The sequence below is a fragment of the Sulfurimonas crateris genome, from assembly GCF_005217605.1.
Taxonomy (GTDB): domain Bacteria; phylum Campylobacterota; class Campylobacteria; order Campylobacterales; family Sulfurimonadaceae; genus Sulfurimonas; species Sulfurimonas crateris.
This window is the reverse complement of record NZ_SZPX01000001.1, coordinates 174543-196341: the sequence shown is the minus strand read 5'-3', so window position 1 is coordinate 196341 and position 21799 is coordinate 174543. Positions and strand designations below refer to the sequence as shown.

25 protein-coding genes are annotated in these 21799 nt (G+C 39.7%); 10 read left to right on the top strand and 15 right to left on the bottom strand.

Annotated features, from left to right (window positions below; translation table 11 throughout):
• The first annotated feature begins 9 nt into the window (after positions 1-9).
• Entirely contained in the window at positions 10-240 is a 231-nt protein-coding gene (locus FCU45_RS00960) for a hypothetical protein (protein WP_137011374.1), read from the top strand.
• Here FCU45_RS00960 and FCU45_RS00955 read toward each other — a convergent pair.
• Both FCU45_RS00955 and fliK read right to left on the bottom strand, forming a co-directional pair.
• Positions 237-488 (bottom strand): EscU/YscU/HrcU family type III secretion system export apparatus switch protein, encoded by a 252-nt coding sequence (locus tag FCU45_RS00955; protein WP_137011372.1) that lies wholly within the window; start codon positions 486-488, stop codon positions 237-239. The two genes, FCU45_RS00960 and FCU45_RS00955, sit on opposite strands and share 4 nt — an antisense overlap.
• On the bottom strand, positions 485-2077 hold the full coding sequence (gene fliK, locus FCU45_RS00950) for a flagellar hook-length control protein FliK (protein ID WP_137011370.1): 1593 nt from the start codon (positions 2075-2077) through the stop codon (positions 485-487). The genes FCU45_RS00955 and fliK overlap by 4 nt, the downstream gene beginning before the upstream one ends.
• A 184-nt stretch (positions 2078-2261) precedes the next feature.
• Here fliK and FCU45_RS00945 point away from each other — a divergent pair, with 184 nt between their 5' ends.
• The 4 genes from FCU45_RS00945 to FCU45_RS00930 all read left to right on the top strand — a co-directional run bounded on the left by FCU45_RS00945 (position 2262) and on the right by FCU45_RS00930 (position 6829).
• Positions 2262-3185: a hypothetical protein gene (locus FCU45_RS00945; RefSeq protein WP_137011368.1), complete on the top strand. Its 924-nt coding sequence runs from the start codon at positions 2262-2264 to the stop codon at positions 3183-3185.
• 79 nt (positions 3186-3264) lie between these two features.
• Positions 3265-4179 (top strand): DUF234 domain-containing protein, encoded by a 915-nt coding sequence (locus FCU45_RS00940; protein WP_137011366.1) that lies wholly within the window; start codon positions 3265-3267, stop codon positions 4177-4179.
• Positions 4175-6271 carry a helix-hairpin-helix domain-containing protein gene (locus FCU45_RS00935; RefSeq protein WP_137011364.1) on the top strand — a complete coding sequence of 699 codons (2097 nt, stop codon included), beginning with the start codon at positions 4175-4177 and terminating at the stop codon, positions 6269-6271. The genes FCU45_RS00940 and FCU45_RS00935 overlap by 5 nt, the downstream gene beginning before the upstream one ends.
• A gap of 6 nt (positions 6272-6277) precedes the next feature.
• Positions 6278-6829: a GNAT family N-acetyltransferase gene (locus FCU45_RS00930; RefSeq protein ID WP_188109164.1), complete on the top strand. Its 552-nt coding sequence runs from the start codon at positions 6278-6280 to the stop codon at positions 6827-6829.
• Positions 6830-6833: 4 nt separating this feature from the next.
• Here FCU45_RS00930 and FCU45_RS00925 read toward each other — a convergent pair whose 3' ends face one another.
• From FCU45_RS00925 to FCU45_RS00870, 13 genes are all read right to left on the bottom strand, one after another.
• Positions 6834-7586, bottom strand: coding sequence for a TIGR04219 family outer membrane beta-barrel protein (locus FCU45_RS00925; RefSeq protein WP_137011362.1), 753 nt, complete (start codon positions 7584-7586; stop codon positions 6834-6836).
• Positions 7587-7688: 102 nt separating this feature from the next.
• A complete protein-coding gene (gene tpx / locus FCU45_RS00920; protein ID WP_137011360.1) occupies positions 7689-8192 on the bottom strand; it encodes a thiol peroxidase in 504 nt (167 codons plus the stop codon).
• A gap of 107 nt (positions 8193-8299) precedes the next feature.
• Positions 8300-9277 (bottom strand): tRNA (adenosine(37)-N6)-threonylcarbamoyltransferase complex transferase subunit TsaD, encoded by a 978-nt coding sequence (gene tsaD, locus FCU45_RS00915; RefSeq protein WP_137011358.1) that lies wholly within the window; start codon positions 9275-9277, stop codon positions 8300-8302.
• Between the two features lie 7 nt (positions 9278-9284).
• Positions 9285-9410 carry a hypothetical protein gene (locus tag FCU45_RS11780; protein WP_281276875.1) on the bottom strand — a complete coding sequence of 42 codons (126 nt, stop codon included), beginning with the start codon at positions 9408-9410 and terminating at the stop codon, positions 9285-9287.
• 143 nt (positions 9411-9553) lie between these two features.
• On the bottom strand, positions 9554-9772 hold the full coding sequence (locus tag FCU45_RS00910; protein ID WP_137011356.1) for a hypothetical protein: 219 nt from the start codon (positions 9770-9772) through the stop codon (positions 9554-9556).
• The gene (locus FCU45_RS00905; protein ID WP_137011354.1) at positions 9759-9986 is read right to left on the bottom strand and encodes a hypothetical protein; all 228 of its coding nucleotides are present in this window, start codon (positions 9984-9986) and stop codon (positions 9759-9761) included. The genes FCU45_RS00910 and FCU45_RS00905 overlap by 14 nt, the downstream gene beginning before the upstream one ends.
• A gap of 5 nt (positions 9987-9991) precedes the next feature.
• A complete protein-coding gene (locus FCU45_RS00900; protein WP_223175799.1) occupies positions 9992-10660 on the bottom strand; it encodes an HNH endonuclease in 669 nt (222 codons plus the stop codon).
• Complete coding sequence (locus FCU45_RS00895) at positions 10650-11267, bottom strand: DNA methyltransferase (protein ID WP_137011352.1); 618 nt, start codon at positions 11265-11267, stop codon at positions 10650-10652. The genes FCU45_RS00900 and FCU45_RS00895 overlap by 11 nt, the downstream gene beginning before the upstream one ends.
• A 108-nt stretch (positions 11268-11375) precedes the next feature.
• Positions 11376-12437 carry a 1-deoxy-D-xylulose-5-phosphate reductoisomerase gene (gene dxr, locus FCU45_RS00890; RefSeq protein WP_137011350.1) on the bottom strand — a complete coding sequence of 354 codons (1062 nt, stop codon included), beginning with the start codon at positions 12435-12437 and terminating at the stop codon, positions 11376-11378.
• On the bottom strand, positions 12438-13193 hold the full coding sequence (locus FCU45_RS00885; RefSeq protein ID WP_137011348.1) for a phosphatidate cytidylyltransferase: 756 nt from the start codon (positions 13191-13193) through the stop codon (positions 12438-12440).
• Positions 13194-13328: 135 nt separating this feature from the next.
• Positions 13329-13637 (bottom strand): hypothetical protein, encoded by a 309-nt coding sequence (locus FCU45_RS00880; RefSeq protein WP_137011346.1) that lies wholly within the window; start codon positions 13635-13637, stop codon positions 13329-13331.
• Positions 13638-13706: 69 nt separating this feature from the next.
• Positions 13707-15032 (bottom strand): NFACT family protein, encoded by a 1326-nt coding sequence (locus FCU45_RS00875; RefSeq protein WP_137011344.1) that lies wholly within the window; start codon positions 15030-15032, stop codon positions 13707-13709.
• 27 nt (positions 15033-15059) lie between these two features.
• Complete coding sequence (locus FCU45_RS00870; protein WP_170175808.1) at positions 15060-17033, bottom strand: sensor domain-containing protein; 1974 nt, start codon at positions 17031-17033, stop codon at positions 15060-15062.
• A 131-nt stretch (positions 17034-17164) separates the two neighbouring features.
• Between FCU45_RS00870 and FCU45_RS00865 the strand changes: the two genes are divergently transcribed.
• The 5 genes from FCU45_RS00865 to FCU45_RS00845 are packed head-to-tail and all read left to right on the top strand — an operon-like array spanning position 17165 to position 21791.
• Positions 17165-17497 carry a hypothetical protein gene (locus tag FCU45_RS00865; RefSeq protein ID WP_137011340.1) on the top strand — a complete coding sequence of 111 codons (333 nt, stop codon included), beginning with the start codon at positions 17165-17167 and terminating at the stop codon, positions 17495-17497.
• Positions 17498-17527: 30 nt separating this feature from the next.
• A complete protein-coding gene (locus FCU45_RS00860) occupies positions 17528-19330 on the top strand; it encodes a TonB-dependent receptor plug domain-containing protein (RefSeq protein WP_137011338.1) in 1803 nt (600 codons plus the stop codon).
• Positions 19330-20157, top strand: a complete 828-nt coding sequence (locus tag FCU45_RS00855) for an ABC transporter substrate-binding protein (protein WP_137011336.1) — start codon at positions 19330-19332, stop codon at positions 20155-20157. The genes FCU45_RS00860 and FCU45_RS00855 overlap by 1 nt, the downstream gene beginning before the upstream one ends.
• Positions 20158-20850, top strand: a complete 693-nt coding sequence (locus FCU45_RS00850; RefSeq protein ID WP_137011334.1) for an ABC transporter ATP-binding protein — start codon at positions 20158-20160, stop codon at positions 20848-20850.
• A complete protein-coding gene (locus FCU45_RS00845) occupies positions 20847-21791 on the top strand; it encodes a FecCD family ABC transporter permease (protein ID WP_137011332.1) in 945 nt (314 codons plus the stop codon). Before FCU45_RS00850 ends, FCU45_RS00845 begins: the two co-directional genes overlap by 4 nt.
• Positions 21792-21799 lie beyond the last annotated feature (8 nt).

Below are 21799 nucleotides of genomic sequence, written 5' to 3'. Positions count from 1 at the left end.
GGAGAAGATATGAAAGAAGAAGAGATATTAGGCGATACGGTTGAGTTTTTAGACGAAGAGCTTAAAAAGGCGCTTAACGAGATAAGCAATATAGCGGCAAAAGTCTACGAGAAGAAGATGGATGCCTACGAAGGGTTTTTAGAGACTGAAAAATACAACAAGATCGTCGTTGAGATAGGAAATAAACTAAAGGAAAAAGGGATAGATATAACCAAAATAGAAGAGTACCAGGATATTTAACTCTTTTTACTCACTTTGTATATAAAACTAAACACCTCTGCAACGGCTCTATAAAGTGCTTCTGGAACCTCTTTGTCTAGCTCCACTTTTGAGAGCAGCTCTATAAGGTCCTCATCCTTTTTTATGGGCAGATTGTGAAGTTCGGCTATTTTAATAATATTCTCCGCACTCTTCCCCTGCCCCTTGGCAACTACTCGGGGTGCCTTCTCTTTTGTTGTGTCATATCTTAGGGCTGCAGCTTTTTTCATATTTTTACCTCAAATCCCATATCGATCTTTGAGTCGCTGTTTTCGTATGCAGATGCAGTTGTCGGCGTATCCAAAATACGTATCTCTTTAGGAGTGATACGCAGCTCGATCAAGGCGGAGCGCAGAGATGCTATATTTTCTCTAACTATCTCCTTAAACTCCTTGTTCTGTGAATAGATATGGATATTTATCTGATTCTCTTCATAAAGAGCAAGTTTCAACTTCAGCTCCCCATACTCTTTTAACTTCAGATCAATATCGCAATAAAATGCAGAGTTTTTATCTTTTTTGATGTTTATATTCCCCTCTTCAAGGCTATCCCACGAGAATGGAAGATAGAGAGACGAGGAGGAAGAGAGATGGGAGAGCAGCTGGAAGTAGTCTATCTGAAGCAGCAGTTTATCCACATGTTTTAATATCTCCGCCTGATTTGGGTGCGAAGACTTTGCTATCTCTTCGCCCGCTTTTAGCAAGAGAGACTTCAGATCCCCAGACAATATCTCTTTAATGTTGCTCTGCACTTCCAATGTCTGCGGAGCCGTAAACTGGGTCAGTTTTGAGACAGCAGAGGCGACCTCTTTAGAAAAAACAGGGTCTGCTTTTTCAACGCCACTCTTTAAAACATCTATAACCGTGCGAATATCTTGGGGGAGCTTTTTATCCACAAAAAGATCCAGTGCGGCTTTTGGCGTCGGATTTTCAACCGTGATAACTTTTAGAGACTCTACTATCTTTACAAGTGCATCAAAGATACCCTTAACTTCGGGTTTTTGGCTCTGCATAAGCTGTGGGCTCTGTGCAATCTGAGTATTTAACTGCTTTAGAGCATCCACCAGCATTGCGGGTTTGAAATTCTCTGCGCTTAGCATCTTTTGAGAGACCAGATGCTCTACTTTTGAGAGTTGCCGCTCAAAACCTTTTGTCGTTATGATATCCGCGCCCTTTAGCTGCTCCGAGAGTTTTGATACAATATTCCCAATCCCTTTTGAGAGCTGTGCCAAAGCCTCTTTATTATCTTTTACAGAGTGCACAAGAGCGCTATTTGTTGCCTCTTTTAGAGTCGGAGTGTTAAGAAGCTCTTTAATGTTTTGAGCAAGCAGTTTCGCATTTGGCACTTCACTTTTTGCCACGCTCTTTTCAAGAGATGTCAGCAGATTTTTAAGCTCTACCTGAGGATTTTGCACGTTTTTGAGTCTTGATTCCAAAAAAATGCCCGAATTTTCAAGCTTCTGCTTTAAAACAGGCTCGCTTAGCTCTTTTATATCGACTAAAAACCTCTTAAGTGTCGTCTCAACGGGAAGAGGATTTTTTTCACTCTTTAGCGCACTTAAGAGCTCTTTTACCGTGCCTGTAATATTGCCCAGATCTTTTAGCGTGGGGTTGTTCTTTGCAAGATTTAAAAGGGTCTTATTGGTGTCTGGATTTACACTGCTCTCTTTAAGCAGAGAGTTTATGACTGACTTTAGGTCTTTGTTTTTTAGAACCGCCTCCATCTCTTTAGGCGTCGCATCTTTTAAAATAGCCGCTAACGCTCTGTTAGTGTTTGGAAGAATGATGCCGAGCTGTTTGTTTAGAGATGTGTTGATCATGGCTAAAGTATATCATTTATCAAATAAAAATAGGAATAGGTTTTGCTCCGCTTTGTTTGTCTTAACTTTTGTATGTGCGTAAAGGAGTCAAAATGACTCCTCTTGCCCTTAAGGGCAAAGCTTTAGTGACTGAATATAATTTGGACGAGTTCAAATTATATGAGATTTATTAGTAGGAGAAGTTATGAAAATAGAAAACTTTGTACTGGATTTACACTCTGAGTCCTCAAGAAGCAGCTCAAGCACGGTTACAACTTTTAGCAGCGAACTCCAAAACGAAAACTCAAAACGCCTCAAAGAGGTAGAAGCCCTCAATTCACAAGTAGCATTTTGCAAACGTCTTGAATTTGAGTTGATACAACAGCTTATTTTTAGACTAAACTCTAAGACATACAAATTCAAAGCGGTAGATGCAAGCGACTTTACAAAAAGAGAGGTCTCGGTGCATGAAGAGTATAGAGAGTCTCAGAGACTTGATGTAAGCATGCAGGGCTTTATCTACACATCAAACAGAAGAATAGAGTTAAATATGGACATATCAATGTCACACTCTTTTGTCTCAAACCATGAGATCATACGTCAGCAATTTTACGATCCGCTGGTTCTAAACTTTGATGGCGAACTGCCGGATCTTGATAGCACTAACTTCTCCTTTGACATAGATGCAAACGGCGAGTGCGACCAGATCTCAACGCTTAAAAAAGGGAGCGGATTTTTAGCACTCGATAAAAATTCTAACAATAAAATAGATGACGGCTTGGAGCTCTTTGGCACTCTTAACGGCAATGGATTTGCAGATCTAAAACGATACGACAACGACAACAACGGCTGGATTGATGAGAGCGACCCAATATTTGATGGTCTGCGCATCTGGCAAAAAACAAAAGATGAAGATACTCTTGTAGCTCTTGGCGAAGTCGGTATAGGCGCCATCTATCTTGGCAGCACTGACGGCAGGATCGATATTAAAAATGAGAGGAACGAAACACTCGGACGCATAAGATCGACGGGTCTTTTTCTAAATGAAGACGGCACAAGCGGAGTAGTCTCACAGATAGATTTTGCAAGGCAAAACTCACCCCTAAATGAGTTTTTAAAAACAATATAGATGGAGCGAAAAGCTCTATCTTCTCAATTAATCCTCAATATTCTAGTATAATTTCAAAAAACAATCTAAAGGCTTCTTCATGGCAAAATACCCCACGCTTCTAGAGCAGTTCCGCTCCTTTTGTTATCAAAACAAGGCTGATGATATTCAAAAGGCAATAGAATACTTTTCGGTATTTGGCGGCATGAGCTGGAGTGTTGACTTGAGTAAATCGCTTGAAGAGCTCATAGAGAGCAAGGTTTTAAAAAACTACACCTATATTCACGGCGATATTACAAAGATCACCCGAAGCGACAAAACAAGCCACGCTCTCTTAAGCGCCGCAGCAACGGGTGATGGCAGAGTTCACTCTGCGCTAAAGAGAGCACGCATCTCAAGAGCTGAGGGGGAAGAGGCTATAGATGATCTTTGCGATAAAAACATCCTAAAGCGTGAATACTCGCTTGAATCTCCGCCGATCGATGATGAAAAGATAGATGAAAAACTAAATTTTGGCACCCCTTTTATGCGTTTTTGGTTCGCTTTTGTCTCACCATATTTTAAGAGCATCAAAGATGGCGATTTCAAAGAATCAAAAGAGGCATTTGCCAACCGAAAAAGCGAATTTTACGAACTTACTTTTAAAAAACTCTCACACGAACTCATAAAAAAGAGCTTCAAAGATGACCAGATCGTCGAGATAGGAAGCTACTGGGACAGAAGAGCGCAGATAGATATCTTGGCAAAGACGAAGTCTGGAAAAGTTGTGGCGGGAATATGCAAATACTCCAACCAAAAAGCAAAAAAGAGTGAACTCGGCAAACTTCAAGAGCAGTGCACTCAAGCCGAACTAACGCCTAACATCTATGTTATTGTCTCTAAAGGCGGTTTTTCAAATGAGTTAAAAGCCCTAAGGGGCGAAGATGTTAAACTATTTGCTTTGAAAAATTTTAAAACACTCATAGAAGATATAAGCGAAAAAGATTTTATAGAGTGCGTAGGAAAAAAATATTAATAATTTAACAGACTTACTAACCAAAAAAATTGCTCTTAAACGTGAACATATAGAAAATATTCTAAAGCTTCTTGATGAGGGTGCTACTATCCCCTTTATCGCACGTTACCGTAAAGAGATGACGGGCGGAGCAGATGATGAAGTGCTTCGTGAATTTGAGACCATCTATGTTAGTGCCAAAAAACTTTTAGAGCGTAAAGAAGAGATCTTAAGGCTTATCGCCGAGAGAGCAACACTTAGCGATGCGCTCAAAAAAAGCATTGATGAGGCTGATAGTTTGCGTGTTTTAGAAGATATCTACCGCCCCTACAAAGAGAAGAAGAACTCCCGCGCCGCAACTGCCATGCAAAACGGACTTACTCCCCTTGCAGATATTTTGCAAAAAGCACAACTTAACCAAGCCGAGTTCAAAGCAAAAGCAAAAGAGTTTGTAAAGGGTGCTGTTAGCTCCGTAGATGAAGCCGTACAGGGAGCGCAGGATATCTTGGCGGAGCGTTATGCAGATATGCCGCGTGAGCGTGAAGCGATAAGAAACAATATGCTTCGTCATGGAGTTTTGGAGATTAAAAAGACAAAGAGTTTTGATGAGAACGGACTCTTTAAAAACTTCGTCCAAAAAAGCGAAAAGGTCGCTTATATTCCATCACATCGCTACCTTGCCATAATGCGCGGAGTACATGAAAAAGAGCTAAGTGTAAAGATAACGATCGATACCGATTACATAGAAGCAAACATAAAAGAGTACAAAATCCCCCGCAACGCTTCAAGTTCAAAAGAGCTTCTTTTTGAAGCATACAGAGACGGGTTAAAAAGGCTTCTGCTTCCCTCCATAGAAAGAGAAGTCCAAGCCGAGCTAAAAGAGAGAGCCGATATTGCGGCGATATCGGTCTTTGGAAAAAATCTAAACCAGCTCCTCATGACCCCGCCTGTAACCAAAAGAGTTATTTTGGGAGTAGACCCCGCTTTTAGAACAGGTTGTAAGCTGGCAGTCATTGATGAGAATGGCAACTATCTGGAGTCTTGTGTCATCTATCCAACGGAGCCTCAAAAGGATTATGAAAACTCCAAAAACAAGGTTATAACACTAACTAACAAGTATAACATCACGGGCGTAGCCATCGGAAACGGTACTGCCTCGCGTGAGACGCAGGAGTTTTTTGCACGACTAAACAGAGACGAGGATGCAAAGCTAAACTTCACGGTCGTCTCTGAAGCCGGAGCCTCAGTCTACTCCGCTTCAAAGATAGCTTCGCAGGAGTATCCAAATCTTGACGTGACCATAAGAGGGGCGATCTCTATTGCTCAAAGGCTTCAAGACCCGATGGCTGCACTTGTTAAAATAGACCCTAAAAGCTTGGGCATCGGACAGTATCAGCATGACGTTGACCAGAAACTTTTAGAGAAGAAACTGGGTGATGTCACGCAAGATTTGGTAAACCGCGTAGGTGTAGATATAAACTCCGCTTCACTCTCGCTTCTCTCTTATGTCGCAGGCGTAGGCGCAAAAGTAGCTCAAAATATCATAGCTTTTAGAGAAGAGAATGGTCCATTTAAGACAAAAGAGCAGCTTCTAAAAGTAAAAGGTCTTGGCAAAAAGGCGTACGAGCAGGCGGTGGGATTTATCCGCATCAAAAACTCAAAAAATATTTTTGACAACAGCGGGATACATCCCGAGAGTTACGAAGTTGCGAAGAAACTCATCGGGGTTAATCTAGGCTCAATCGATATCAAACAAAAAGCTTCTGATCTGAATGTCGGAGAAGAGACGCTAAAAGACATTATAAAAGAGCTGCAAAAACCCGGCTTTGACCCAAGAGAAGAGCTCCCACCCATTCCGTTTAAGGATGGCATAACCGACATAAAGATGCTGAGTGTGGGAAATTTTCTCTCTGGTATTGTTAGAAATATTACCGATTTTGGGGCTTTTGTGGATATCGGGCTCAAAAATGACGGTATGATCCACATCTCAAAGATGAGTGCAACAAAGATCTCTCATCCGCTTGAAGTACTCTCACTTAACCAATACCTGCCTCAAATAGAGGTCGTCTCTATAGATGAAGAGAAAGGAAAAGTCGGACTTAGTCTGATATAAAACATAATGATACCTACACTATATTTTCTAAGATCTTCAGAGCAAAAAATCGCAACCGATATGCTCCACTATGCCTACCGTCTTGATGAAGTCGGCAAGAGAGTTGAAGATGTTTTACACTTAGAGACTTACAGCAAATTTTACGGACTCTCGTCCAAAGATCTGGGACTTTACGCTTTAAGTGAACATAAGATCGCAGGCGCTGCATGGCTGAGATTGCTAAAAGAGGATGATAATGCGAATGGCTTTATAGATGAGAAAACTCCCGTTCTTACCATCGGAATAAAACCTGATTTTAGAGCCAAAGGCATAGGTTCTGCAATGCTTGAACAGCTATTTTTAGAATCAGGCGCACTTTTTGAACGTATCAGCGTAAGTGTCTTAAAGAGTGAAAAAGCACTCAGTTTTTTTAAAAAGCATGGGTTTGTAGAGGTTGAAAACTCTTTTGGCAAGAGTCCTGTTGATGGAAGTGAAGTCGTAACTATGGTAAAAGAACTCCCAAAAGAGAGGGTTGTGCGGCCGAGTGACGGCTACGACCCTCGCAGATGGATGGATTAAAAGCCTAAAAACGAAGCATCAAACCTACATAAAGACCGGAAAAGTCAATATCAAGCTTTGCATCCACGCCGCTCTCGTCAATATCTAACTTTTGAACTCTGTAACCAACCTCTAACGCGGGTTGAAATGCAGGAGTAAAATCAAACGTATAATCAACCTTTGCTCTTACGTCATAAACCGTAGAATCGCCTGTCGTTACATACTTAACATCCGCCTCTAAACCGATATCGGTTGCAGGAATTTCAACCCTTGCTCTCACGTACAGAAGCGGAACTGCAAAAGTCACGCTGTCGCTGTAACCCGTAAACGGAGCAGACGGGGCTGCCGTGTAAGAGGCATCGACTATTTTAATATCAAGTCCCAGATCAAGAGTGATCCAAGCCGTGTTGTCAAGAATATTGTAGTATGGAATAATGTCATACTGCTTCATATCGTAAGAGAGCGTAGTTGTTGCTGCTCCGATATCAAAATCTTTAAATGTTCCGCTTGCAACGCCGCTATCTTCCAGAGTTACATACTCTAGCCTAAGATTTGGCAAAACAGGAATCGGATGTTTTATAAGAGCCCAGATATAGGTCTCGCTCTTATCATTTTCGCTTGAGGTATAGCTACCGTCAGCTCCGCCGTCGGTATATGTAGCACTCCCTTTTGGAGTCTGCATCCATGCTCCCGCACCCATCTCAACGCGCGTAAAATCAGCCATAACGCCAGAAGCCAGAACTGCCCCTGAGGCAAATGTAAATAGTAATTTTTTCATATAGAGATCCTTCTATGTAAGATAGAATTATTGTATCGAAGTTTTGCTTGATTGATATAGGGCAAAAGCCCTATATTTAAAGAAGGAGGGTAGAAAAATCGCTTATTTAACTGCAGCGATCGCAGCGTCGTAGTTTGGCTCTTCAGTGATTTCAGGAACGATCTCTTTGTAAGTTACAACACCGTTCTCATCAATTACGAAAATTGCTCTACAAGTAACACCTGCAAGAACAGAACCGCCAAGAAGTACACCGTAAGCGTTAGCGAAATCTTTGTTTCTGAAGTCAGATGCAACAGTTAACTTATCGATTCCCTCTGCAGCACAAAATCTGCCAGATGCAAATGGTAGGTCCATAGAAACAACAGTAGTTTTAACACCCTCTAATGAAGCTGCTTTTGCATTGAAGTTACGAGTCTCAGTAGCACATACACCAGTATCTAGTGAAGGAACAACGATCACAAGTTGCTTAACGCCTTGAGCGCCACCAACTACTACATCGCCTAAACCGTCTGAGTTTACAACTTTAATTTCTGGTGCTTTATCACCAACATTTACCTGATTTCCTAATAGTTCTACGTCTGTACCCTTGAATTTTGTAGTTGCCATTTTGGCTCCTTTTTTTGTTTTTTTAATTTGTGTGGGAAGTATATTTGAAATGGGATAATTCTGCTCTTAATTAGAAAAAATGCACTTATAGTTAAGGACTTTTTAAGTTAAATGACACTTTTTGGACAGACTTCTAACTCATCAAGCGAACTAAACAACCCTTTTTCATACATCTCAACCCCGACTCTTCCTATCATTGCCGCATTGTCCGAACAATATTTTAACTCACTTAAAAGCAGATCCGCCTTATGGGGTTTTAGCAGCTCTTCTATCTGGGAGCGAAGGTAGAGGTTAGCGCTTGCTCCGCCGACTATTGCAAATTTTTTTGGAGGCACCTCTTTAAAATACTTTTTTAGCTTCTGGATAATATGCGCCGCAGCCACTCGCTCAAAAGAAGCGGCAATATCTCTGTAGTCACTCTCTTCTGCTTTTTCAACCGCAAGTCTTACCGAGTTTTTCAAGCCTGAATATGAAAATGCTATAAGCGGAGATTGATGCAGCGGAACGGTAAAGTTGTACTTTTTTCTATCTCCACCTTTTGCAAGCTCTTGGATCAAAGGTCCGCCGGGGTAGCCCAGATTCATCATCTTTGCCACTTTGTCAAAACTCTCTCCAAAGCTGTCATCCATGCTCTTTGCAACTGTTTTTATATCTTCTAAACTTTTTACTTCCATAACCTGCGTATGCCCGCCGGATACCAGCAAAACGGTAAGAGGAAACTCACTCTCTTTCTCTATAAAGAGCGAGTAGATATGCCCCACAAGATGATTTACCCCGATAATGGGAATGTTCAATGCGATGGAGATAGCTTTTGCCATAGTCACACCCTCGACAAGAGTCACGGTCAGCCCCGGTGAAGAGGTAACTGCAACAGCTTTAAGAGAGCCAAAATATGGTCTGCACTCCTCTAAGATCTTGGGCAGAGCTTCGGCGTGAAGTCTTGCTGCGAGCTCAGGAACAACACCGCCGTAAACTGAGTGTTCAAGCTCTTGGGATATCTTCTTGTGAAAAAGAAGTTTCTTTGTCGCTATCTCAGTGATTGCTATCGCGCTGTCGTCACATGAACTCTCTATGCTTAGTATCATCTGTAATCTACTCCTTACTGCTCTTTTTATCCCAAATAGCCAAACCTATTGCAACAACAATGAGCAATCCAAACATAATGCTCCAAGTGAGCAGATCACCGCCGCTTGTAGCTTTTTCAATATTTTCTGTCATTTATAACTTCTCTAAGATATGTAGATATTCAAAAGTACTACTTGCCGTATGGTTTCTATTCTCTGTCTTATCTGCTTTAAACCTTTGATACTCTTTGGTTTTTAAGTCATTATTTTTTATTTTTATAAATAAATTAAACCTCATTATTTTATCCTAGCTCGCTTTTTTGTGATACTATATCCCCATTGTTCCAAACCATCTTTAGACGTATCTGTATCTCCTTCATAGCTTTCTTCAGGAACTAAAGAACTAGCAAACTCTTCTATAGAATCATAATTGAATTTATAGTTTGGGTACTTTTTGTTGATATTTTCCTCATCAATAACTATTTCGACTTCTAGTAAGTATTTAAATGTCTTCATCATCATCTTCTTGTTGTCTATAGAATTCTTCTTTCGCCACAATTGCTAACTCATCGCATTCATATGTCCACATATCTGGCAATAACATATTTACTTCAATGTCGTATGTCACATCTTGCTTTTTATCAAACTTGTCTAAAGCTTCACTTAAAGAGGTGGCTTTAACTGTGGCTACAATTTCACCACCTCTATATTCAAAATAATATTCTTGCATTTCATTCATCCTTGAAAAATATATTTTCTATGATATTCTAAAAATTCTTCTCTACCAACAACTGGCAAATCTTCAATAATTTGCCTGTGAATAACTCCTATCTTATTAATATTATTCTTAAGCCGTTTTGATAACAAAATTTCTTTTTTATCTGTAAATGTAATCAGTCCAACACTTTTATCAAACAGTTTGTCAAACAATGGAGATAATAAAAAACCATTATTTACATCTAATCGTTCTTCATTGTTACTTAGTACCCAAGGCTTTATATGACTTGCAATTAATAATTTTGTATCATCAATATGTGTAATTGGGCACTGTTTTAAATCATTTATTAACTTGTCTCTAAAAGTACTGTGTCCTATTCTAATTTTTTGTGAACCAATTCGTTCAGTTTCTTGAGTTATTTTTATAGGTTTAAAAACAACATTATTCTTAGAACTTATTTCCAAGTAACCCTTATTATCTTGCTCTAGTTGCATAGCAAATTCTTCTGTGCAATAGATACCTTTTGCTATTCGAGTAAAACACCTTTGAGCTCTTTCTTGAATAGTCCTATCAGGTGTTTTTCCAGTATTTTTTCTGTACTTCTCTATGTTTTCATAAATCAATTTTAAAGGTGCAAAGCCACCATTTTCAATCATGACTTTTTCCATTGCTTTTTCATAAGTCATAAGATTTTCCCCCATTTTTATAAACATCCCCAATAACAACAGCAAAATATCTATTTTTATCAAGATGTTTTAAGCTATTTTCACAAATGATTTTAAACTTTTTTACAAACTCATTGATATTATCTATCTTTGACATATCATTTTCATCTTCTGTAAACTTCACTATATCCATATAAGGTTGGTGCATAAGTACAAATTGGACACCTTTAGTTTGAAGTTTTTCATTTGCATTTTGGATATTCTCATCCACTTGCTCATTATCTAAACTATTACAATGGTTAATATAAAAATTATGCTTATATGTTTCATCACTCATTGCATTGTTTACATATTCAAACATCACTGGGTTTATATCAAAACCTATATATTTACGACTAAGTTTTTCACACTCAAAAAGTGTAGTTCCGCTTCCCATAAAGGGTTCTAAAACAACCTCATTTTCTTTTGTATAACGTCTTATAAGTTGATTTGGAATCTGAGGAATGAAGTTTCCGTGATAGATATTTTTATGTTTTCCACTTTTATCACGCTCATTTATAAGCCAAAGAGAGTCTGTGTTTATGTCACACTCTTTCCAGTTTTTTAAATCTAAATCATTAAATTTCATTTGTATAATTTCCTTAGACTTGAATATATAAAATATATAAATTTTTCAGAACTTAAATATATGCTCTAATATAAAACTAAGAATATTTATACCATAAGAGTACAAAAATTATCTTATAAAGCTTCTCACTTCTTCATCAAGCCCAAACACATCATCAACGCTTTTGGGTGCTGTGTCAAACTTCTCATATGCTCTTATAACAGTTTTTGCTATATCCATAAAACCTATCTCACGGGCGATAAACTTCTCTATTGCCGCCTCGTTTGCCGCATTTACGACAACGCCTCTTGCAGGATTTTTAAGCAGTTCATCTTTTATCTGCCATAGAGGGTATCTGTCCGTGGTTATCTCACGAAACTCCAAAGAGCCCACTTTTAGCAGGTCTACATGCGGGAGGATATTCTCCTGCATCGTGGTATTTAGTGCAAAAGCGATCGGGAGCTGCATATTTGCATTGGCGAAGTGTGCAGTTGTTGAGCCGTCTTTAAAGTCGATTAGCGCGTGGATGAGCGATTTTGTCTCTATAATAGCGTCGTATCTGCCCTCACCAAATAGCCATCTTGCCTCTAAGAGTTCAAACATCTTGTTCATCATGGTCGCACTGTCTATGGTTATCTTTTGCCCCATCGACCAGTTTGGGTGTTTTTGAGTGTCTGCCAAAGTTGCATTTTTAAGCCTCTCTATCTCCCAGTCGCGAAATGCTCCGCCGCTTGCCGTGATAATCATCTTATCAACAGGACGCTCTTGCATCAGGTACCAAAGACCGAAATGTTCGCTGTCTATGGGCTGAATCTTTGAAGTGTCTATAAATGCTCCGCACGCAACGAGTGATTCTTTATTTGCAAGAGCGACTCTTTTGTTGCATTTAAGCGCTGTAAGTGTGGGGCGAAGTCCTAAAAAGCCGACAAGCGCATTTACTACAAGCTCACTGCTTGACTCCTCTATCGCTCTTAAAATCGCCTCTTCTCCACAGAAAACGTTTTTATGCTCTACTTTATGCAGATCATCTCTGTTTGCAATAACGACTGTTTTTGGATTGTGCTCTTTTATCTGGGTGTTTAAAAGAGAGATATTATTGCCCGCGACGAGTACCTCAACCTCTATTGAGAACTTTTTTGCCACCTCTAAAGTGTTTACGCCGATCGAGCCTGTGGAGCCTAGTAGTATCAATTAAACAAGTCCGCGAAGAAGTACGAGCATAACGATAGCTCCAAAAAGGTAGCCGTCTATGCGATCAAGCATTCCGCCATGACCTGGTAGGATGTTTCCGCTGTCCTTTACACCTGCACTGCGCTTGAGTGAACTCTCAAAGAGATCGCCGAAAATGGAGCCAACAGCCACCATAAAAGAGATGATAAAAGAGGTTCCCAGATCGACTACGCCAAGACCGACAAACATACCCGCCGTTGTTGCCACAACGACACCGCCTACAACTCCCTCCATAGTTTTGTTAGGAGATGTCGGGCTAAAAGGGGTCTTGCCAATGCTTTTGCCGACCGCATAAGCTCCGACATCAGTCATAGCAACGACCACCAAGAGCCACAGAAGTGATAGAACTCCATACTCCATATACATAGTCAGTATAAAAAGCATTCCTGCTGTCGGGTAGATAAATGGGAGGAAATTTTTCCAAGTGAGCTCTCTGTTGTATGCAACTGCACTTGCGTAAGCGACACCGGCCAAGACAAACAGGTCATCACCGTAAGGGTAGATCGCTGCGAGAAGCCATATTCCAACGGCGTAGTAGATAAGATCGCTGTTGTTTATTTCAAAAAGGTTCATCGCCTCTTTGAAGGCTAGAAGATATACCGCTCCAAGAAAGAGCCACATAAGAAAAAAACTATCTATAAAACCTATGACAAGCACTCCTGCGACAAGTGCCAAGCCTGTAGTCACTCTATCTTTGGAAGCCGTAAATATACTCATAAAAAATCCTGCAAAAATATTATAACTCTCGAAAAACTTGTTTTTCGTAGCTTTAGGGGGTTGCAAGGGACATCTGTCCCTGCCACTAAAACGGACGCGTTCGTTTTAGTGCGTAACATTAGTAATTATATCAAATCAGACTTTAATATCTAGTATATGCAGAGGCGGGGAGCTCTCTTTTTCCTCTTCCTCAGGCTTTTGGCGTTTCTTGTTTCTTGCACTCTCCTGATCCGCCTCATTTTTTTCATGCTCACGGTCAGGATCTATTTCATGAACTTCCTCTGCAGGACGAACTTCAAGAACCTCTTTCTCTTTCTCCTGCGCCGCCGCCTGAGCTATCATATTTTGAAACTCTACACGGTTGTTATGAGCATTTTGCAAAGCTGTAGCAGATGCGGTCTGCTGATTTACATATATTGCATTGCCGACTAATCCTATAGCCATAACAACCCTCCTTAATTTTACTTTGTTGGGCACTGAAGCTTGACACTTTCGTGTCAGAACCTACCTACTTTAGCGAGTATCTACCTCTATGGTTTTGTACTTATTATACAACACATTTGCACCGTTTTGAATGGTTACTTCTCTTCGTGGGGTATAATCGACCAAATACCTGTCTTTTTGAAACATCGTAAAATCTACACAGAGTCTTGCCGCGCTCTCGATGACCGACATCGGTACGTTTTGTTTATCTGTCGTGATTATGGCATGGGCTGATGGGCGCTCTTTCATATGAAGCCAGATATCCTTGGCGCGTGCCTTTTGAAGCAGTTCAATATTTCCCTTCTCACTCTTTCCAAGACTCACTTTGTAACCCTCTATCCAAAAAGTCTCAATTGCCTCGTTTGTCTTGACCTTTTTAGCCTGAACGTTCTTTGGAAAGAGAAGCTGGATTTTTGCAACATCTTTTGCCTCTTGCACCGTATGGATGAAGAGCTTTATATGCTCTATTTTTGAGAGCAGAGACTCTCTTTCAATATGCAGATGAGAGGCTCTCTGCTTCGCTTTTTTACTTCTTGTAAAGAGGGAATCAGCCATTCTTGCAACGGAAGAGAACTCTTTATGAAGCTCGATCTTGACCTTTTGCCCATCATAATCATCCAGCTCTATAACTCTCTGGTAGGGCTTAATGTTGTGCATATTTGCCAACAGCAGATTTCCGAAGTGGCTAAGCTTCCCCGCCTCCTCTTTAAGCAGCTCCTCATCGTCAAGCTTTTCGTAAAGTTTCTCTAGCTTCTTTAGTTTTTTATTTAGAAGCGAGAGCTTTTGTTTCTTTAAAGATGAGAGTCTGTCATCCATCTCTTTTGCGTACTCATCATATAAAAACTGCTCAACATCGTCTATTGGGTACTCTTTTGCCTCAAATGGAGCTTGTGGAACATCTAAGAGCTTCTGTCCTACTCTTACCTCGCGAAACGAAGAGAAGAGATCAACATGGCGGAGTGCCTCTAGAACTGTTTCGTTCTCATCAAGGATAATAACGTTTGTATATTTTCCCGTAAATTCAAACTGCAGATATGTCATCTCCTCTTTGTAAGCAGAAGCTACAGAGGTTTTAAACCTGACTATCTTATCGCCGCCGTAAAGCTCGACGTTTATTATATTGGCACGGTTAAAGCGTTTTGATAGAAGTACGTCAAAAGGAGCGTTGTAGACTTTTGAGCGGGCATAAGATGCGCATTTGAATATTCTGGAGTTTGAGCGCTGCATCTCAAAGTATAGTTCGTCGTCTCTGTCGAAAACTACTTTTATAATGGTGTCACTAACTCTGTAAATAGCGGAGATCTTAGAGAATTTTTTTAAGTACTGGGTTATCTGTTTTAAGTGTGAAAGTTTCATAACAAGATTTTATCACACTTATAACAACTATTCTTGCAACAATTTCTCCATATCTTTCATCGGCATCGGTTTTGCGTAGTAGTAACCTTGGATGGAGTCTATTTTGTTAAGCAGCAAAAAGCTGCGCTCCTCCTCAGTCTCCACACCCTCTGCGAGTATATGTATGCCGAGCTCTTTTGCCAAAAATATAACCGTCTTTACGATTATCTGATTTTTAGGCTCATCTCTTATGTTCATAATAAAAGATCTGTCGATTTTCAGTTTGTTTATTGGTAGATTTTTTAGATATGAGAGCGAGGAGTAGCCTGTACCAAAATCATCCATCGAGATGTAAAATCCTATTCCTCGTAACTCTTCTAGCAGACTTATAACTAGTTCCGGATTTTCCAAAACGGAGCTCTCGGTGATCTCAAGTTCTATCCAAGATGCTTCGCATCCGCTCTCTTTAAGCATATTTTTGAGTGTATTTATAAGGTTAAGATGAGTAAGTTGGCGTGCCGACATATTTATAGCCACCCTTCCCCAAAGTATTCCCATCTCATGCCACTTTTTCACAGTTTTAAAAGCGCTTCTTAGTACAAAATCCCCGATCTCGACTATCAGTCCGCTTCTCTCTGCTAGCGGTATAAAGACATCAGGCGAGATCATCTTATCTTTGTGCTTCCATCTCAGAAGTGCCTCAACGCCGACGATCTTTCCGCTCTCTGCTTCATTTTGAGGCTGAAAATAGAGCTCAAGCTCACTGTTTTTAATAGCCTGCTTCAGGCTTGTCACCATCTGCGTATACTCTACCGCTTCTTTTTTTAATTTTGAGCTATAAAAACTAAAACTGTTTTTGCCCAATCTTTTAGCGTTGTACATTGCCGTATCGGCTGCCTGATACATCTCCTCCATGCTCTTTACATCATCAGGGTATATGGAGATTCCCGAACTTGCAGTGATATAAATATCTATCATATCTATCGTAAAAGGGCTGTCAAATTTGTGGTGCAGTTTCTGCATCAGAGCTTCTATCTCTTTTTTATCGCTTTGGTTTAGAGCTATTGCGAATTCATCTCCGCCCATACGTGCTATAAAAGCGCTAGAATCAAAGACCTCTACAAGCACTTTGGATATTTCATAAAGCAGTTTATCCCCGAAACGGTGACCGTATGAGTCATTTACTATTTTAAACTCGTCAAGGTCGAGAAGAATAAGACAGAATGGAACTTTTTGAGAGCACTTCTCAACTAGAACTTCACTGATATGGAGCCTGTTTGGCAGTTTTGTGACCTTGTCTATATGAGAGAGATTATAAAACTTCTCTCTTGACTCCTCTAAAAAGTGTTCATGCTCTTTTTGGTTTGTTATATCTCTTGATATTCCAAAAATTCCAAATATATTGTTTTTCTCATCTACTAAAGCCCCTTTGGTCGCCAAAACTGTCTTTAAAGAGCCGTCTTTCATCGTAAGCGTGTGCTCTGTCGTGGATATTTCAGCGCTCCTCATAGTAGCTCTGTCTGCTATCTTAACTTTTATTGCATCTTCTACATCAAATATCTCTTCGTCGCTCTTTCCGAGTACGTCTTGAACATCAGCATGCACCATCTTTGCAGCGGCTTCGTTAAAAAGAATATATTTTCCATCAAGATCTTTTGCGTATATGGCATCTGGAGAGCTGTTTACTATGGTATTTAATAGAGTATCATACTTAGAGAGTTCGCTTTTAGAGTCTATTAAACTCTCTTTAGCTTTTTTGTGTTTTGCAATATGTTCTAAATTTGCGTCGTACTGGGACTGCATGGTGCGAAAAAATCTGTAGGTCAAAAAGTACAAGATTATTGTTGTTGCCGAAACAAAAAAGATCCCTTTATATATCTCTACCAATACAATTTTATCCGAATTTTCAATTACAAGTCCCACAGCATAGTCCGATATAACTATCCAAAGCAGTGCAGAAATAAAATATATAAAAGAGATCTGAAATGCATTTTTACGACATCTCAAATGGTTGTTTTGCACTTTATGCATCCTTAATTTAGAACATTTTAGAGACAATATTATACAAGATTGTCTAAGAAATGCAATGGCATCGAAAATTTCTTTCAGATTTATCCTGCTATAATTGCGAAAAATAGAGATGTGAGAGATTTGTGAAACTTCCAAAAGGCTTCGGCAAAAACTACTTTACGCTAAGAGCGATCACTGCAACCGTAAATCAAGTAACACTAAATGCTACCACTTCACGTGTACAGAATTTCCATATGCTGCAGTTCTCAAGCGATGAGCTTGAAGCGGAGTTAGAGGAAGAGGAGCTCGCCGCCACGCTCTGCCTTCTTGAACTCTCTGCGAAGCCTTGCCATTGCAACTGTTACTATTTAAAAAAAACACGCAAATCACTTCTGCTACACCCAAATCAAAACTACTTTTTCAACTACTTTAAAACCCTAAACAACGCTATATCTCCGCCATATTTTCACTTTTAGCTTACAAAAAAAATAAATTATGGGAAAAAAATGAAAAAAAAGATACTTTTATCACTACTGGCTTCAACCATATTAGTTGCTCAGGAAATTGAGCTAGAACAAATCACAGTAACAAGTGCGACAAAAACAGCGCAGTCAATCGAAGACGTCACATCAAACGTAAATGTAATCACAAGCAAAGAGATTGAAGAAAAGCACTACACAACTGTAACGGAGGCGCTAAACAGCATCTCAGGCATTAACTTTACAAGCAACGGCGGTCTTGGAACAACATCCGCTGTTTACCTAAGAGGTCTTGATTCAAAAAGAACCCTAGTTCTAATAGACGGTATCAGATACAATGATATAACCGGTTTAAACGGTGCTCCTTTTGGAGATTTGATGATAGGAGATATCGAACAAATAGAGATCATAAAAGGCGCGCAGTCCGGTATCTGGGGAGCTGATGCAACGGCAGGTGTCATCAACATAATCACAAAAAGTGCAAAAACAGGCTTGCACGGTTCTATCAACGCTGAATTTGGAAGTTTTAATACAAAAAAATATGGTTTACTAGCATCTTATAAAGAAGATAGATACTACATCAAAGCAGGTCTACAACAAGTAGATACAGATGGATTCACAGCACAATCTCCAAATGGCGACAACATTGACATGTACGAAGATGACGGTTACAAAAACACGACTTCAAACATAAAGCTTGGGTTTAATTTTGACGAAAATAACAAAATTGACATGTCGCACACAATAATATACTCCAAGACTGAATCCGACCCTTTTGCAACTCCCAACGGCATTGAAGATTCAATCACGGAGGACAGTTTCAGCCAAGTCAATTTCAACCACAAAAACAGTTTCACCGAGCTTGATGTTTATGCAAAACTTTCAATTTTCAACAGAGACTATCCCCAAGGTTGGACAAAAAAGTTTGACGGAGAGATTCAGGAATACGGCATAAAGTCTAACACGCCCTACAATGATGACGACTTTGTCGTCTTTGGTCTTGATTACAAAACATTTGAGCATAAGAACGACTTACAAAAAAAGTATAACAACAAGGCTGTTTTTCTTACAAACTCCAATGAGTTCACCCTTTTAGGCTCAAAAACAGTTGTCAGTGAATCTATACGCTTTGACGATTATGACAAATTTGATGACAAGACAACAGGCAAGCTCGGCGTAAAACATTTTTGCAAGAGTGTTGAGGGGTTAATAACAAGTGCAAACATAGGTTCGTCTTACAATGTACCCACAATATATAATCTTTATGATCCGACTTACGGAAACGAAAACCTGACGCCTGAAAATACGATGAGTTATGATTTGAGTGTTGGATATAAGGAGTTCAAAGTTACCTATTTTAACTCAACAACAAAAGATATGATTGATTTTGATTTAAATACCTGGAAATATTTTAATGCTACAGGAGAGACCAAAATCCAAGGTTTTGAAATAGAGTATAATACTAAACTTGGCGAAGATGTCTCACTTACATCAAACTATACTTGGCTCGATGCCAAAAACAGCGATGATGAAGTGCTCAGCAGAAGACCGAAAAATACTATTAATCTTGCATTAGATTATTATGGTGTAAAAAATCTGCATATAGGAATAAACGGCGAGTATATCGGTGAGCGATACTCAAACGATAACGAAAGCGGCACACGGACTGGAAAGTACACTGTTGTAAACCTTGTGACGAACTATAGCCTCAATAAAAACATCTCTATATATGCTAAAATAGAGAACCTGTTTGACAAATATTACCAAGTATTGGATGGTTACGCGACTGCTCCTCTGAGTGCATACGCAGGGATTAAGGCTCAATTTTAATGATAAAACTCTTTTTACTGCTCTCTTTGGCTCTGAACATCTTTGCAAGCGAGAGAATAATTGCCCTCTCGCCATCGGTAAATGAGATAATCTTTGCTCTTGGTGAGGGAGATAAAATTGTCGGCAACACAACCCACTCGCTACACCCAAAAGAGGCTCTCAATATCACCAAAGTTGGCGGCTATTTTGAGCCATCTTTGGAAAAAATAGTGGCACTGGAACCAACTTTGGTAATTATGCAGGAGAACAACTATAAACTTGGAGAAAAATTAAAACGACTCGATATTAAGAGCAAAATTGTTCGCATAGATACTCTCTCAAACATAAGAGGCTCGATTTTAGAAATTGGCAAAACATTAGAGAGAGAAGATGTGGCAATAAAGATTGTAGAAGAGATTGATGGCGAACTAAAAAAACTAAAAAATATAACAAAAGATAAGAGGATTTTAATCGTAATGGGGCACAACACCTCGCTTACTTCGAGAATTTTTGTAGCTGGTCAGAACCTATATTTTGATGATATTATAAATGAGAGCGGGAATAAAAACGCCCTGCAAAGTCAAAGGAAAGGGCAACCTGTTTTAAACATGGAAAATATAATCAGTTGCAATCCCGACATTGTCATTCTTCTTGCACACTCGATGAAAGAGATGGGATTAAGCAGAGATGAGCTTATCAACCCATGGCTTGAACTTCCCATAAATGCAGGCAGAACAAAATCCGTCTACATCATAGACAAGACATATTCAGGCATACCAAGCGACAGACTTGTCTATTTTTTACAAGATTTCAGAGAGATTTTAAATAACTATAAAAGCGGCAACTAGATGTTAAAAATAACAGAGTTTAGCAACACCATTTTAAGAGATATAGATTTTCATCTAAATGAGGGTGAAAATCTTACCATTTTAGGCTCAAACGGTGCGGGAAAATCGACCTTAGCCAAGATTTTGTGCGGCATTTCATACTCGCAGGCGGTTGAGCTTTTTGGCAAAAAACTACATCACTTTAGCGCAAAAGAGCGCTCAGAGTTTATAAACTATGTACCGCCAAAACTTGAGATGTTTGATGAGTATCTCTCTTTAGGAGAGTATCTTGAACTTAGCAGTCTATACTCAAAACTCACGATAGATCATGTTTTAGAGCTTTTGGAGCTAAAAGCTCTACAGCATAAACCATGTATAACACTCAGCAGCGGTGAGCAGCAGTTGGCTATGATTGCCTCATCTCTTCTTCATAATGCAAAACTTACCATCTTTGATGAACCAACCGCAAACCTCGACCCAAAAAAGAGTCTCAAAGTCGCAAAGATACTCTCCGGCGAAAAAATTCAAAACAGAATCATCATAACGCATGACTTAAATCTAGCCCACAAACTCGGATATAAAATTATCTACATGTTAGATGGGAAAATAGAGTTTTTTGACACAAACAAGAGGTTTTTTGAAGTGTGCAATATGGATAAATTTTTCGGCACAAGCATAAAACGCATAGATGATTATTTTGTGGTGAATCTATGAGATATCTATTTATAATCCTCTCACTTATTTTGCTACTTTTTGCTCCTTTTTTCGGGCAGATAGAAATTGAGATGTCAAAAATAAATCTTCTCTCATCCATGGAGTACAAACTCTTTTGGGATTTAAGAGTTCCAAGGGTGGTTGTCGCCTTTTTTACGGGAGCGCTTTTGGCTCTTAGCGGTCTAATATTTCAATCTCTCTTTAGAAACCCGATGAGCACTCCATTTACGCTGGGCGTTGCAAGCGGAGCGACTTTGGGAACCGCCTTTGCCATAGTATTTGGTCTTGCCTCTTTTATGGCTCTGTTTGGATTTGTCGGCGCGCTTTTGACTATAGTGATACTATTTAGCATAACCGCAAGGCTAAAAGCTTTTGAAACTTCCACTCTTCTTTTGGTAGGTATTGCCCTCTCTTTCTTTTACAGCGCCGCTTTGATGATACTTTTTTACATCAGCGATGAGACGCAGAGTTATGAGATAGTCCGTTTTACCATGGGAACGCTTGATGTTGTCGGTTTTAAAACAGTAGTGCCTATTGTCGCGGTATCCATCGCCCTTTTACTTCTCGCACTCAACTATAAAAGAGAGATAAAACTCCTCCTCACCTCCTACGACAACGCCTTTTTAAAGGGCGTGGAGGTTAAAAAAACAAACACCATACTGCTTATCTCGGTATCTATAGCAATCGGTGTAGCGGTAAGCGTTACGGGACCTATCGGATTTGTAGGTCTGATAGTGCCGCATATACTGAGGAGCATCTACAAAAAGAGTGCTGACAAACTTCTACATGTAACTTTTTTTTACGGCGGAATTTTTTTGGTGCTTTGTGACCTCATCTCAAGAAATCTCGGCACAGCCTCAGATATACCCATAGGCGTTGTGACCTCATTTTTGGGCGGACCGTTTTTCATCTACCTGCTCCTTAGAAGAAAACGGGTATGATTTGCAAA

Excerpts from the sequence above, each read along its gene's own strand:
- FCU45_RS00880 (WP_137011346.1), bottom strand. The coding sequence starts at position 13,637 with ATGGCTATAGGATTAGTCGGCAATGCAATATATGTAAATCAGCAGACC.
- FCU45_RS11780 (WP_281276875.1), bottom strand. The coding sequence starts at position 9,410 with ATGACAGAAAATATTGAAAAAGCTACAAGCGGCGGTGATCTGCTCACT.
- FCU45_RS00925 (WP_137011362.1), bottom strand. The coding sequence starts at position 7,586 with ATGAAAAAATTACTATTTACATTTGCCTCAGGGGCAGTTCTGGCTTCT.
- FCU45_RS00905 (WP_137011354.1), bottom strand. The coding sequence starts at position 9,986 with ATGCAAGAATATTATTTTGAATATAGAGGTGGTGAAATTGTAGCCACA.
- tpx (WP_137011360.1), bottom strand. The coding sequence starts at position 8,192 with ATGGCAACTACAAAATTCAAGGGTACAGACGTAGAACTATTAGGAAAT.
- FCU45_RS00900 (WP_223175799.1), bottom strand. The coding sequence starts at position 10,660 with ATGACTTATGAAAAAGCAATGGAAAAAGTCATGATTGAAAATGGTGGC.
- FCU45_RS00855 (WP_137011336.1), top strand. The coding sequence starts at position 19,330 with ATGATAAAACTCTTTTTACTGCTCTCTTTGGCTCTGAACATCTTTGCA.
- fliK (WP_137011370.1), bottom strand. The coding sequence starts at position 2,077 with ATGATCAACACATCTCTAAACAAACAGCTCGGCATCATTCTTCCAAAC.
- FCU45_RS00885 (WP_137011348.1), bottom strand. The coding sequence starts at position 13,193 with ATGAGTATATTTACGGCTTCCAAAGATAGAGTGACTACAGGCTTGGCA.
- FCU45_RS00940 (WP_137011366.1), top strand. The coding sequence starts at position 3,265 with ATGGCAAAATACCCCACGCTTCTAGAGCAGTTCCGCTCCTTTTGTTAT.
- FCU45_RS00945 (WP_137011368.1), top strand. The coding sequence starts at position 2,262 with ATGAAAATAGAAAACTTTGTACTGGATTTACACTCTGAGTCCTCAAGA.
- FCU45_RS00955 (WP_137011372.1), bottom strand. The coding sequence starts at position 488 with ATGAAAAAAGCTGCAGCCCTAAGATATGACACAACAAAAGAGAAGGCA.
- FCU45_RS00850 (WP_137011334.1), top strand. The coding sequence starts at position 20,158 with ATGTTAAAAATAACAGAGTTTAGCAACACCATTTTAAGAGATATAGAT.
- FCU45_RS00910 (WP_137011356.1), bottom strand. The coding sequence starts at position 9,772 with ATGAAGACATTTAAATACTTACTAGAAGTCGAAATAGTTATTGATGAG.
- FCU45_RS00930 (WP_188109164.1), top strand. The coding sequence starts at position 6,278 with ATGATACCTACACTATATTTTCTAAGATCTTCAGAGCAAAAAATCGCA.
- FCU45_RS00895 (WP_137011352.1), bottom strand. The coding sequence starts at position 11,267 with ATGAAATTTAATGATTTAGATTTAAAAAACTGGAAAGAGTGTGACATA.
- FCU45_RS00875 (WP_137011344.1), bottom strand. The coding sequence starts at position 15,032 with ATGAAACTTTCACACTTAAAACAGATAACCCAGTACTTAAAAAAATTC.
- FCU45_RS00960 (WP_137011374.1), top strand. The coding sequence starts at position 10 with ATGAAAGAAGAAGAGATATTAGGCGATACGGTTGAGTTTTTAGACGAA.
- FCU45_RS00845 (WP_137011332.1), top strand. The coding sequence starts at position 20,847 with ATGAGATATCTATTTATAATCCTCTCACTTATTTTGCTACTTTTTGCT.
- tsaD (WP_137011358.1), bottom strand. The coding sequence starts at position 9,277 with ATGATACTAAGCATAGAGAGTTCATGTGACGACAGCGCGATAGCAATC.
- FCU45_RS00860 (WP_137011338.1), top strand. The coding sequence starts at position 17,528 with ATGAAAAAAAAGATACTTTTATCACTACTGGCTTCAACCATATTAGTT.